General features: G+C 61.3%; 11 protein-coding genes and 1 pseudogene. 6 read left to right on the top strand and 6 right to left on the bottom strand.

The annotated features are described in order from the left end of the window. Positions 1-218: 218 nt before the first annotated feature. Positions 219-1,031 carry a class I SAM-dependent methyltransferase gene (locus ACWHXD_RS13605; protein WP_138763052.1) on the bottom strand — a complete coding sequence of 271 codons (813 nt, stop codon included), beginning with the start codon at positions 1,029-1,031 and terminating at the stop codon, positions 219-221. 155 nt (positions 1,032-1,186) lie between these two features. Here ACWHXD_RS13605 and ACWHXD_RS13600 point away from each other — a divergent pair, with 155 nt between their 5' ends. Continuing rightward, complete coding sequence (locus ACWHXD_RS13600; protein ID WP_138763053.1) at positions 1,187-2,425, top strand: MFS transporter; 1,239 nt, start codon at positions 1,187-1,189, stop codon at positions 2,423-2,425. A 142-nt stretch (positions 2,426-2,567) separates the two neighbouring features. Then, positions 2,568-4,154, top strand: a complete 1,587-nt coding sequence (locus tag ACWHXD_RS13595) for an ABC-F family ATPase (RefSeq protein WP_003191057.1) — start codon at positions 2,568-2,570, stop codon at positions 4,152-4,154. A 59-nt stretch (positions 4,155-4,213) separates the two neighbouring features. Here the strand turns inward: ACWHXD_RS13595 and ACWHXD_RS13590 are convergent. Beyond that, a pseudogene (locus ACWHXD_RS13590) lies at positions 4,214-4,339 on the bottom strand (outer membrane lipoprotein carrier protein LolA); the annotation flags it as partial. A gap of 38 nt (positions 4,340-4,377) precedes the next feature. Between ACWHXD_RS13590 and ACWHXD_RS13585 the strand changes: the two are divergent. Beyond that, entirely contained in the window at positions 4,378-5,550 is a 1,173-nt protein-coding gene (locus ACWHXD_RS13585) for an MFS transporter (protein WP_138763054.1), read from the top strand. Here the strand turns inward: ACWHXD_RS13585 and ACWHXD_RS13580 are convergent. Together ACWHXD_RS13580 and ACWHXD_RS13575 are read right to left on the bottom strand one after the other, a co-directional pair. After that, entirely contained in the window at positions 5,544-6,581 is a 1,038-nt protein-coding gene (locus tag ACWHXD_RS13580) for an alpha/beta hydrolase family protein (RefSeq protein ID WP_098951605.1), read from the bottom strand. The genes ACWHXD_RS13585 and ACWHXD_RS13580 overlap by 7 nt on opposite strands. A gap of 191 nt (positions 6,582-6,772) precedes the next feature. Next, on the bottom strand, positions 6,773-7,384 hold the full coding sequence (locus ACWHXD_RS13575) for an FMN-dependent NADH-azoreductase (RefSeq protein WP_003191051.1): 612 nt from the start codon (positions 7,382-7,384) through the stop codon (positions 6,773-6,775). Positions 7,385-7,509: 125 nt separating this feature from the next. Here ACWHXD_RS13575 and ACWHXD_RS13570 point away from each other — a divergent pair, with 125 nt between their 5' ends. Then, a complete protein-coding gene (locus ACWHXD_RS13570; RefSeq protein WP_032892007.1) occupies positions 7,510-8,418 on the top strand; it encodes a LysR substrate-binding domain-containing protein in 909 nt (302 codons plus the stop codon). Next, complete coding sequence (locus ACWHXD_RS13565; protein WP_138763055.1) at positions 8,415-8,771, top strand: MmcQ/YjbR family DNA-binding protein; 357 nt, start codon at positions 8,415-8,417, stop codon at positions 8,769-8,771. The genes ACWHXD_RS13570 and ACWHXD_RS13565 overlap by 4 nt, the downstream gene beginning before the upstream one ends. Here the strand turns inward: ACWHXD_RS13565 and ACWHXD_RS13560 are convergent. Continuing rightward, complete coding sequence (locus ACWHXD_RS13560) at positions 8,760-9,143, bottom strand: DUF1294 domain-containing protein (RefSeq protein ID WP_003191046.1); 384 nt, start codon at positions 9,141-9,143, stop codon at positions 8,760-8,762. The genes ACWHXD_RS13565 and ACWHXD_RS13560 overlap by 12 nt on opposite strands. After that, complete coding sequence (locus tag ACWHXD_RS13555) at positions 9,140-9,970, bottom strand: undecaprenyl-diphosphate phosphatase (RefSeq protein ID WP_044273643.1); 831 nt, start codon at positions 9,968-9,970, stop codon at positions 9,140-9,142. Before ACWHXD_RS13555 ends, ACWHXD_RS13560 begins: the two co-directional genes overlap by 4 nt. 226 nt (positions 9,971-10,196) lie before the next feature. Here ACWHXD_RS13555 and ACWHXD_RS13550 point away from each other — a divergent pair, with 226 nt between their 5' ends. Next, complete coding sequence (locus ACWHXD_RS13550) at positions 10,197-11,831, top strand: methyl-accepting chemotaxis protein (RefSeq protein ID WP_032892009.1); 1,635 nt, start codon at positions 10,197-10,199, stop codon at positions 11,829-11,831. Positions 11,832-11,847: the final 16 nt, after the last annotated feature.

Genomic DNA, 11,847 nt, shown 5'->3' with positions numbered 1-11,847 from the left:
CTCACAGACGCCGCGCTCATTCAGGCAACACGCGTAATCGTTAGCGTTCTTCGCGAGCAAGCTCGCTCCTATACCAAACGGCATTAGTCATCCGATTTGATCACGGCATTTTCACAAGGCCTTCACTTTTCCACCTATAGGGTGAAGCCTACCTACTCCAGTGAATCCCTTGGCCCGCCCTCTCCTCGCGGGCCTTTTTTTGCCTGCGCAAACCTTGATCAGCCATCACGCTTGGTCGCTGTCAGGGTAAAACACAGCGGCAGTTGCGCGGCCTGATGCTCATACTGTTCGTAAAGTTCTTCCCGGTTGCAATGCGGGTATTCCTGCAAATGGGCGATCTGCAACTGCGCTGCGATAGCCCCGCTGACCACGCTGCCCAGGGTATGTACGTACCAATAGGAGGTCGGCCCGGGCCGTTCATCCTTCCCTTCATAGACAATTGCCTCCTGCAGTACAAAGGGCTCGCGCTGAAAGTAAGAACTGGCAGGCTGCATCGGGTTGGCCCCACAGGGGTCAAACACCTCGAGAAAGGGATGGGTTTCGTACATGACCAGCGTGCCGCCGGGCTTCAGCACACTGGCAACCTGGCGCATGAACAGCGCCACATCCGGCATCCAGCCCAGCACGCCAATGGTCACCAGGGCAATATCGAACCGCGCCTGCAAACGCTCGGGCAAATGGTGGATATCGGTCTCAATGAACTCAGGGCTATGGGGCGAGACCTCGGCCAATTCCCGCGCCTGTTCAAGAAACGCCCGGGATTGATCGACCCCCACCACCGAACGCGCGCCCAAGCCATACAGCGATAGGCTTTCGCGCCCGTTGTTGCAGCACAACTGCACCACGTCCTTGCCCACCACGCCCACTTCTTGCAGCAAGGTGGTGATGGTCGGGTCAAGGCAGGAAAAATCAGGCTCGGCTACCGCGGTCAGTAGTGCCGTCCAGGTCGCGGTATCTTTGTGTAACCCGGCAGATTCATCCCAGGCATTTTTGTTGCTGGTGATCGCCTGTTGCGCTGAGGGCATGTCCATTGCTTCTCCAGAAACTCATTACAGGGGGCTTTGGAAAGTAAGTTAAATGCACGCAGGAGGAAAGCCTCCCCGACCGCGAAACTTATCACCCAGCCCACAGGTCACTAACCCAATGCGCGTTCAGCCCCTGAGCGCCGCTCTTGAAGGTCCGCACCGTGGCCCGTCATTCAGACCTGCGCATCGCTTTATCCCTGGACAGCCTGAACTTCTTTCTCGCCGATGTGCGCGACGGTCTCGGACCGTACCTGGCAATCTATCTGCTGGCCGTGCATCAATGGGAGCCGGCCAGCATTGGCGTGGTCATGACCCTGGCAGGCATCGCTGCCTTGCTGACCCAAGGCCCCGCAGGTGCGCTGATCGACCGTACTCGCAGCAAACGCGCGGTGGTTGCCATTGCTGCGCTGCTGGTGACGGGCAGTTGCCTGATGCTGCCCTTCGTCAGCTCATTTGGCTGGGTGGCGTTGACCCAGGCTGCCAGCGCCGTAGCTGCGTCTGTCTTTGCCCCGGCAATTTCCGCCATCTCGCTGGGGATTACCGGGCCCCGCGCCTTCACCCGGCGTACCGGGCGCAACGAGACCTTCAACCACGCGGGTAATGCCGTGGCCGCGTTGCTGGCCGGCGGGTTGGCGTACCTGTTCGGGCCGGTGGTGGTGTTCTACCTGATGGCCTTTATGGCGGTCGCCAGTGTCATTGCGGTCAGTTGCGTGCCGGCCAGGGCGATTGACCATGAGGTCGCCCGTGGTTTCGATCCGGCCCATCACACCGACCACGAACAACCCTCGGGCCTGAAATCGTTACTGGCCAACCAACCGCTGCTCCTGTTCGCCATCTGCTGCGCACTGTTTCACCTGGCCAACGCCGCGATGCTGCCGCTGGTCAGCCAGAAACTGGCGCAGATCAATCTGCAGATGGCTACCCCGCTGACTTCAGCCTGCATCGTCGCCGCCCAATTGGTGATGGTGCCGATGGCCTGGCTGGTCGGGCTCAAGGCCGATGTCTGGGGGCGCAAGCCGCTGTTGCTTGCAGGTTTCCTGATACTGCCGCTGCGTGGCGTGCTCTATACCTTGTCCAGCGACCCCTACTGGCTGGTGGCCGTGCAGATGCTCGACGGTATCGGCGCCGGCATTTTCGGCGCCCTGTTCCCGGTGATCGTCAAAGACCTGACCCAAGGCACCGGGCGCTTCAACGTCAGCCTGGGCGCCCTCTCCACCGTATTTGGCCTCGGCGCGGCGCTCAGTAGCAGCCTGGCCGGTTTCGTGGTGCAGCAGGCTGGCTACAACGCGGCGTTCCTGACGTTGGCGGCGGTTGCAGCCGCTGCCTTGATGCTGTTGTGGCTGGCCATGCCGGAGACCTTGGCAAAACCATCCTTCGCTCGCCATACAACTGTCGCCTGACATATGCGACAATGCGCGCCAAATTCCAACACACATCCCAAATTTTGTGTTCAGCGACCGGGTTTCGCGCCTTGATGTCGCTGTTGACGCATGCCTGAAGGCACCTGCCGTCACGCTCGCAACCCATTGATAGGTAAAGTAATTGATCTCCACAGCTAACATCACCATGCAGTTCGGCGCCAAGCCGCTCTTCGAGAACGTCTCGGTCAAGTTCGGCGCCGGCAACCGCTATGGTTTGATCGGTGCCAACGGTTGCGGCAAGTCGACCTTCATGAAAATCCTCGGTGGCGACCTCGACCCGTCCGGCGGCCAGGTCATGCTCGAGCCGAATGTACGCCTGGGTAAACTGCGCCAGGACCAGTTCGCCTACGAAGAATTCACCGTGCTCGACACCGTGATCATGGGCCACGAGGAGCTGTGGAAGGTCAAGGCCGAGCGCGATCGCATCTACTCGCTGCCGGAAATGAGCGAAGAAGACGGCATGGCCGTGGCCGAGCTGGAAACCGAGTTCGCCGAGATGGACGGCTACACCGCCGAATCCCGCGCCGGTGAACTGCTGCTGGGCCTGGGCATTCCCCTGGAACAGCATTTCGGCCCGATGAGTGAAGTGTCCCCAGGCTGGAAGCTGCGCGTATTGCTGGCCCAGGCACTGTTCTCGGATCCTGAAGTGCTGTTGCTCGACGAACCGACCAACCACTTGGACATCAACACCATCCGCTGGCTGGAAAACATCCTGACCCAGCGCTCCAGCCTGATGATCATCATCTCTCACGACCGTCACTTCCTGAACAGCGTGTGCACCCACATGGCTGACCTGGACTACGGCGAGCTGCGCCTGTTCCCGGGCAACTACGACGAGTACATGACCGTGGCGACCCAGTCCCGCGAGCAACTGCTGTCGGACAACGCCAAGAAAAAAGCGCAGATCTCCGAACTGCAATCCTTCGTCAGCCGCTTCTCGGCCAACGCCTCGAAAGCCAAGCAGGCCACGTCCCGTGCCAAGGCGATCGACAAGATCCAGCTGGCCGAAGTCAAGCCGTCGAGCCGTGTGAGCCCGTTCATCCGTTTCGAGCAGAACAAAAAGCTGCACCGCCAGGCGGTCATGGTCGAGAAGATGGCCAAGGGTTTCGACGGCAAGCCGCTGTTCAAGGATTTCAGCTTCCAGGTTGAAGCCGGCGAGCGCGTGGCGATCATCGGCCCCAACGGTATCGGCAAGACCACCCTGCTGCGCACCCTGGTCAACGAACTGACCCCGGACGCCGGCAGCATCAAGTGGACCGACGCCGCCGAGCTGGGCTACTACGCCCAGGACCACGCCCACGACTTCGAAGACGACGTGAGCCTGTTCGACTGGATGGGCCAATGGACCCAAGGCGAGCAAATGATTCGTGGCACCCTGGGCCGCATGTTGTTCTCCAACGACGAGATCCAGAAGTCGGTCAAAGTGATCTCCGGTGGTGAACAAGGGCGCATGCTGTTCGGCAAGCTGATCCTGCAAAAGCCGAACGTGCTGATCATGGACGAACCGACCAACCACTTGGACATGGAATCCATCGAAGCGCTGAACCTGGCGCTGGAGAACTACCCGGGCACGCTGATCTTCGTCAGCCACGACCGTGAGTTCGTATCGTCCCTGGCCACCCGCATTATCGAGTTGAGCCCTAGCGGCGTGATCGACTTCAGCGGCACCTATGACGACTATCTGCGCAGCCAGGGTGTGGTGTTCTAAGAGCCGCACTGAGCTGCAAGCTACAAGAAAAAGCCCTGTCCCTGTGACGGGGCTTTTCGCATGCACACTACTGTAGGAGCGAGCTTGCTCGCGAAAAACCTGAGAGCACCGCGCAGAATCAGGCAACCCGCGTTATCGTTGACGTTCTTCGCGAGCAAGCTCGCTCCTACAGGCAGGCGGGATATGCCATGATGCTTTACCGCCCGCCAGCGATTGAGTATTCATGCCTGCCGCCCCCTCCTCCCTGTCGATCACCCTGCAGATCGTTTCCATCGTCTTCTACACCTTCATTGCCTTTATCTGCATCGGCCTGCCGATCGCGGTGATTCCAGGCTATGTGCACGAGCAACTGGGCTTCAGCGCCGTGATTGCCGGGGTGACCATCGGCTCGCAGTACCTGGCCACGCTGCTCAGCCGTCCGATGGCTGGGCGGATGTCGGATAACGTCGGTACCAAACGCGCGATCGTGCTGGGCCTGGCCGGCATTCTGATCAGCGGTGTACTGACCTTCATCGCCACCCTGCTGGAAAGCCTACCGAGCGTGAGCCTGGGTATCCTGATCGCCGGTCGCCTGTTGCTCGGCGTGGCCCAGGGCCTGATTGGCGTGGGGACCATCAGTTGGTGCATGGGCGCCGTGGGCGCTGAGCACACCGCTCGCTCGATTTCCTGGAATGGCATCGCCTCTTATGGCGCAATCGCCATTGGTGCGCCCCTTGGCGTGGTGATGGTGGCTGACTACGGCTACACCAGCCTCGGTATTGCCCTGGCGGTGCTGGCGGCGCTGGGCCTGGTGCTGATCCGCAATAAACCCTCGGTGCCAGTGGTGCGTGGCGAGCGGCTGCCGTTCTGGGCGGTGTTCGGGCGTATCGCGCCATTCGGCGCCAGCCTGTGCCTGGCTTCGATTGGCTACGGCACGCTGACGACCTTCATCACCCTGTATTACCTCAATCGTGGCTGGACCGGTGCGGCGTATTGCCTGACGGTATTTGGTGTGTGCTTTATTCTCTCGCGCCTGGTGTTTATCTCAGCCATCAGCCGGTTTGGCGGGTTCACCGCCGCCATCGCCTGCATGCTGATCGAAACCCTGGGCCTGACGCTGTTGTGGCTGGCGCCGTCTACCGGCGTGGCCTTGATCGGCGCCGGGTTGACCGGCTTTGGCTTGTCGTTGGTGTACCCGGCGCTCGGCGTGGAAGCGATCAAGCAAGTGCCGGACAGCAGCCGCGGCGCGGGGCTGAGCGCCTATGCGGTGTTTTTCGACCTGGCCCTGGCGATTGCCGGGCCGTTGATGGGCGCCGTGGCGTTGAACCTCGGCTATGGCTGGATCTTCTTCTGCGCGGCGTTGCTGTCGGTCAGCGCGCTCGGCCTGACCGTACTGCTCAGGCGCCGCGCCTACTGATCAGCGGTTTGCAAGCCGGCGCGGGTGGCCTCACCCAGGGTATGGCTGAAAAAACGCCCGGCCTCGGAGACCAGGTCGCGGTGGATGCCTTCGCGATCGACGCCATCGGCATCTGTGCAAATGGCCGGCATGCTCGCCAGTTGGTCACTGTCACACGGCGCCATGAACACGAAGTGCCCGGCCCCGGCCAACAGTTTGAAATCCGGGGGCTGCGGCAACTTGCGCGCCAGGGCGGCGGCGTTCTTGTCCACGGCCACCAACTGGTCGCCATCGCCACTGTAGAGCAGCACCGGCACATGCACGTCCGCCAGGGTGTGGCGGCCAAACATCAAGCTCAGCGGCGCCATCAGCATCAAGGCATGGATGCGCGGGTCGGCCTGGGGTTGCAAATCGTCGCGGTCGACCACCAGTTCGCCCTTGGTAGTGCACGCGTCGCGGTCTTCGGGGCGCTCTTGGCAGTAGCGGCGCAGACGTTCGAAATCAGGCTTGGCGCCGGCCAGGATCAATGCCGTCTCACCACCGGCGGAATAACCGATGACACCGATCTGATCGATATCCACAAAGGGCGACAGCATCGGCTCGGCCAAGGCGGCGGTGATCGCCTGGGAGATCTGGATCGGCCGACCATATAAATTGCTCACAGTGCCCAGGCGGCTGTGGTCCTTGTAGTTGTCCCCGGGATGCAGCACCGCCACCACCACAAAACCCTTGCGTGCCAAGGCGGTGGCCAGGTCATGCAGGGCCAGCGGCGTGCCGGTATTGCCGTGGGACAACATCAGCATCGGGAATCGCCCGATCGCCACCTTGGCATCTTCACTGGCCGCCACATGGTAGGCGCCCAGCGCGGTGGAGCGCTCGGCATCGGTGGAGGGGTAGAACGCGATGGCTTTCATCGGCTGCGCATCCAGCGGGTCGAGAAAACTCATGCGATGAAACCCCACGCTCCAATGGGGGTGCGGTGCCGGCGCGGCGTGCACTGAAACCAGGCCGCCCAACAGCGAAAGAACCAAAACAGCACAAAGACGCATCATGGGGATGTCCACCTTTGCTGCACAAGAACCGGCCTGTCGAATAAAAAGTCCAGGGTATCGAATGGATGTCTGCATAACCTGGGCCACAACGAAAAAACTCCGTACTCCGCTCGCGCTCAGGCGATCAGAATACAGAGTTTAGGCGCTCGGTTTCAGAATGAAGCCGAGGACAGAGCAAATTTACATAAGCCTTACGCAGCGGCGAACAGTTGCTCGTTGATGCGCACGTTGGCGTCGCTCATGGCTTTGCTGCGCACTTCATCACCGTAGGCCAGGCCTTCGGCGCGAACGATCTCGATGTCGGTGATGCCGAGGAAACCGAACAGCAGCTTCAAGTAGCCTTCGTGGGCAGCGCCCGAGGCCTGGTCGGCATGCAGGCCGCCGGCGGTGGAGACAATAATGACCTTCTTGTTGCCGCACAGGCCTTCAGGGCCGGCTTCGGTGTAACGGAAGGTCTGGCCGGCTACCGCGATGCGGTCGATCCAGGCTTTCAACTGGGTGGGGATGGTGAAGTTGTACATCGGCGCACCCACTACCACGGCATCGGCGGCGAGGAATTCAGCCAGCGACGATGCACTCAGTTCTGCCTCGTGCTTTTGCGCCGCATCGCGCAGTTCGGCGGCAGTGCCCAATGCACCCAGGGTAGCGCCGGAGAAATGGTTGATGCCTTCGCTGGCGAGGTCACGGTAAGTCACTTCCACGCCCGGCTGGGCGGCTTGCCATGCCTTGACCACACCCGCGCTGAGCTGACGGGAGGCCGAGTTGTCGCCGAGGATGCTGGAATCGATGTGCAACAGTTTCATGATGGATCTCCGAGGTGGGATCGACAGTGGCGATCAGATGGTGGTGATGCTACGCATGAAACCAATGATCGATAAGCCATCTGAAATGCGATAGTTTGTCCCACTGACAGGACAATAGGCCCACCATGCAAGACCTCAACGACCTCTACTATTTCGCCAAAGTCGTCGAAGCCGGCGGTTTTGCTGCCGCTGGCCGGCTACTCGGGATTCCCAAATCCAGGCTGTCACGGCGCATTGCCGAGCTGGAAGACCGCCTGGGTGCACGCCTGCTGCAACGCACCACCCGGCAACTGACCCTTACCGCCGTGGGTGAGCGCTACTTGCGCCACTGCCAGGCCATGTTGCTGGAAGCGGAAATGGCCGACGAGGCCGTGGCCAGCATGTCCAGCGAACCACGGGGGCGCTTGCGGGTCAGTTGCCCGGTGGGCCTGGCCCAGCAGATCCTGCCGGAGCTGGTAGCCGGTTTTTTGGCCGCCCACCCGTTGGTGCAGTTGGACATGACCCTGGTGAATCGCCGCGTCGACCTGGTGGCCGAAGGCATTGATGTAGCGCTGCGCGTACGCGAACTGGGCGACGAAGACCCGTTGCTGGTCACCAAACGCCTGCGCCAGGCGCATACCGTGCTGGTGGCCAGCCCCGTTTTCATGCGTGAGCGGCGGGTCGAAACCCTGGAAGACCTCAAGCAGCTGCCAATCCTTGGCGCACTCGAGGCCGACCGAATGGTGCACCAACGCATCATCGACCCCCAGGGCAACATGCACGAACTAGTGATGGAGGCGCGCTTGGGCATCGAAGACTTTATCGTGCGCAAGGCCAGCGCAATGATGGGCGTGGGCTTTACGGTGCTGCCAATGATGTACTGCGAAGCAGAACTGGCTAATGGCCGCCTGGTGCAATTGCTACCGGAGTGGTCGTTGCCGGGCGGCTGGCTTCAGGCGGTGTACCCGCACCGGCGCGGTGTGCTGCCGGCCATCCGGGCCTGGATCGACTATCTGGAAGAAGGCTTCAAGGGCTGTGGAGATCGGCTGTTATGAGCATGACAGAAGAACAAGTCGCAGGTTTCTGCCTGAACCTGCCAGGCGCACGGGAAGACTATAAATGGGGCGGCGTGAGGGTGTTTTCGATTGCCGGCAACAAGATGTTCGCCTTACAGAACCTGCGCGGTGAATCGCTGGCCTTCAAGGTCGACAAGGAGCTGTTCCTGGGCCACGTCGACCGGCCGGGCATCCACCCGGCGCCTTATTTGGCCAGGGCCCAGTGGGTCATCATGAACACGCCCTACCCTTTGGGCGCTGAGGAACTGCGCGGCTTGTTGCAGCGCTCCCACCAGTTGGTGGTGAGCAAGCTGCCCAAGCGCACGCAGATTGGCTTGCGGCTAGAGGATTGACAGCAAGGTGCCGCCCAAGAACAACTGGTCCAGCCAGAACACCTGGTGCAACAGCACAATCACCCAGAACAGCACCTGGTAAGACACCTTGCGCGTCTTGTGCCGGAACACCTGCTGGGCGATCAACGCCCCCGGCCAACCGCCGGCCAGCTCCACCGCATGCAGGATGTTTTCCGGGGTGCGCCAGCCTTCAGTCTGTGCTTTGCGCTTATCGCTCCAGTACAGGAAGAACGCCACTACACTGACCACGCCGTAAGCCATCAATGGGATGACCGTTTCGCCGCGATACCACAGCAAGGCCGAGCCCAGCAGCGGCGCGGCACACAGCAGCACAAAAAGCAGCGCCTTCAGGCGTGGGTGCTGGATGCTCATGGCTTGACCGCAGTCCAGTCGATCCAGCCGAATTGCCAGGTCGCCAGGATCACCAGGCCAAAGGCAATCCGGTACCAGGCAAACGCCGCATAGCTGTGGCTGGCGATGAACTTGAGCAGGGCCTTGACCGCAATCATCGCGAAGATGAATGAGGTGACAAAGCCAATGGCGAACACCGGCAAGTCCGCGGGCTGGAACAGGTCACGGTACTTATAGCCCGAGTACACCGCTGCACCCACCATGGTCGGCATCGCCAGGAAGAACGAGAACTCGGTGGCGGTCTTGCGTGACAGGCCGAACAACAGGCCGCCGATGATCGTCGCACCGGAGCGCGAGGTGCCCGGGATCATCGCCAGGCACTGGGCCAGGCCGACTTTCAGGGCGTCTTTCCAGGTGATGTCATCGACGGTCTCAGCCCGCACCGCATGTTGGCGGCGTTCAGCCCACAACATGATCACGCCGCCCACCACCAGCGCCGTGGCCACGGTGATCGGGTTGAACAGGTAGTGCTTGATCAGGTCGGCGAAGATCACCCCAAGTACCACTGCCGGCAATACGGCAATGATCAGGTTGACCGTGAAACGTCGGGCTTTGGGCTGGGTCGGCAGGCCGATAACCACGTCAAAGATCTTGCGCCGAAACTCCCAGACTACCGCCAGGATCGCGCCGAGCTGGATGATGATGTTGAAGGCTTCGAAACGCTCGCCGCCAAAATTGATCAGGTCGGCGACGATGATCTGGTGGCCGGTGCTGGAGATCGGCAAGAACTCCGTAAGCCCCTCGACGATGCCGAGAATCAATGCCTGTATGGCGGTCCAAAAATCCATGCTGTCTCCAAAGGTCATGCACGGGGCATGCCTCTTAGTCTTTTTTAAGTTCACTGACGACGAGCGCACACAAGCGCCCGCGGTTGATTCTCAACGCCGGTCTGCAAAAATTCCGTGAAAAATCAGGCAGTACTCAGGTTTTTCGATTCCGGGCCGAAAGCCTATCAGACACGCCGGAAATCTCGAAGCAGCACCACAATTATAAAGAGCAGGGAGTGACAGGACGATGAACAGTTTGCGCAGCATGTCGATCAGCCGCCGCCTTTGGCTGATCCTGATAGTCGCCGTGTTGATGCTGCTGGCCTTGGGGCTGTTGATGCTCAACCAGATCCACGGCGACCTCTACCAGGCCAAGCGCCAGCAGACCCAGCACGTGGTGCAGACCGCCAGTGGCGTACTCGGGTATTACCAGAACCTGGAGAAAACCGGCGTACTGACCCGCGACGCCGCGCAACAACAGGCCTTGAGCGCGGTGCGCGGCCTGCGTTATGACCACGATGATTACTTCTGGATCAACGACCTCACCCCCGTGATGATCATGCACGCGGCCAACCCCAAGCTCGACGGCCAGAACCTTTCGGCGATTCGCGACCCGGACGGTTTCGCCGTGTTCAACGAATTCGTGAGCCTGGCCAAGGCCAAGGGCGCCGGCATCGTCAACTACCGCTGGCCGAAGCCCGGCGCCGAAGCGCCGGTAGAGAAAACCTCGTACATCCAACTGTTCGAACCCTGGGGCTGGATTATCGGCTCCGGCGTCTACGTGGACGATGTGCAGGCCGAATTCAGGGGCCAGGTGTGGAAGGCCTCGGCGATTGGCCTGGGCATTGCGTTGATGATGGCCGTGCTAGTGGTGCTGATTGCCCGCAGCATCGTGCAGCCGTTGCAGGCGGCGGTAAATGCCATGGGCAATATCGCCAGCGGCGAAAGCGACCTGACCCACAGCCTCGACACCCACGGCCGTGACGAATTGACGCAACTGGCCCAGCACTTCAATAGCTTTACCGCCAAGCTGCGCCAGGTGGTCGGCCAGTTGCAGGTGTGCGCGAACGCCCTGGGCCAGTCGTCCACCGAGCTGGGCCACAACGCCAGCCAGGCCCACGACCGCAGCCAGCAGCAATCGCAGCAGATGGAACTGGTGGCCACCGCCATCAACGAAGTCACCTACGGCGTGCAGGACGTGGCCAAGAATGCCGAGCACGCTGCCAGCGAAATGCGCGATGCCCAGGCCCAGGCACAACAGGGCCAGGTCAATATCGACGGTAGCTTGCAGCAGATCGACCAGCTCTCCACCACTATCAGCCAGGCTGTGGAGGTGATCCGCACGCTCTCCAGCGAAAGCACGCAGATCGGTGGGGTACTAGAGGTGATCCGTTCCATCGCCGACCAGACCAACCTGCTCGCCCTCAATGCCGCCATCGAAGCCGCCCGCGCCGGTGAGCAAGGCCGTGGGTTTGCGGTGGTCGCCGACGAGGTGCGCCTGCTGGCCCAGCGCACGCAGAAATCCACCGCCGAGATCCAGGTGATGATCGAGCGCCTGCAAGGTCACTCCGAAGCGGCGGTCAAGGTCATCAGCGACAGCCACAGCGCCTCGCAACTGACTATTGAACAAGCCGGCCAGGCGGGCGCAAGCCTCACCGCCATCGGCCAGGCGCTGCACAACCTCAACGGCCTGAACGCCTCGATTGCCAGCGCCACCCTGCAACAGGCCCATGTGGTGGAAGACATCAACCAGAACGTCACCCAGGCGGCCGGGCTGTCCCACAGCACCGCATTGGCGGCGGAGCAGTCCAGCGTGGCGAGTGCACAGTTGCGTGGCTTGAGTGAACAGCTTGATGGGCTTTTGCGTCAGTTCAAGGTCTGACGCCCCTCAACGGTGG

This window comes from Pseudomonas fjordensis (assembly GCF_976987115.1).
This window is presented reverse-complemented; position numbering and strand designations above follow the sequence as displayed.

What these genes read in the sequence shown, in the direction of transcription:
- ACWHXD_RS13560 (WP_003191046.1), bottom strand. Translation starts at nt 9,143, where the DNA reads ATGAGCATCCAGCACCCACGCCTGAAGGCGCTGCTTTTTGTGCTGCTG.
- ACWHXD_RS13565 (WP_138763055.1), top strand. Translation starts at nt 8,415, where the DNA reads ATGAGCATGACAGAAGAACAAGTCGCAGGTTTCTGCCTGAACCTGCCA.
- ACWHXD_RS13570 (WP_032892007.1), top strand. Translation starts at nt 7,510, where the DNA reads ATGCAAGACCTCAACGACCTCTACTATTTCGCCAAAGTCGTCGAAGCC.
- ACWHXD_RS13585 (WP_138763054.1), top strand. Translation starts at nt 4,378, where the DNA reads ATGCCTGCCGCCCCCTCCTCCCTGTCGATCACCCTGCAGATCGTTTCC.
- ACWHXD_RS13555 (WP_044273643.1), bottom strand. Translation starts at nt 9,970, where the DNA reads ATGGATTTTTGGACCGCCATACAGGCATTGATTCTCGGCATCGTCGAG.
- ACWHXD_RS13580 (WP_098951605.1), bottom strand. Translation starts at nt 6,581, where the DNA reads ATGATGCGTCTTTGTGCTGTTTTGGTTCTTTCGCTGTTGGGCGGCCTG.
- ACWHXD_RS13605 (WP_138763052.1), bottom strand. Translation starts at nt 1,031, where the DNA reads ATGGACATGCCCTCAGCGCAACAGGCGATCACCAGCAACAAAAATGCC.
- ACWHXD_RS13550 (WP_032892009.1), top strand. Translation starts at nt 10,197, where the DNA reads ATGAACAGTTTGCGCAGCATGTCGATCAGCCGCCGCCTTTGGCTGATC.
- ACWHXD_RS13575 (WP_003191051.1), bottom strand. Translation starts at nt 7,384, where the DNA reads ATGAAACTGTTGCACATCGATTCCAGCATCCTCGGCGACAACTCGGCC.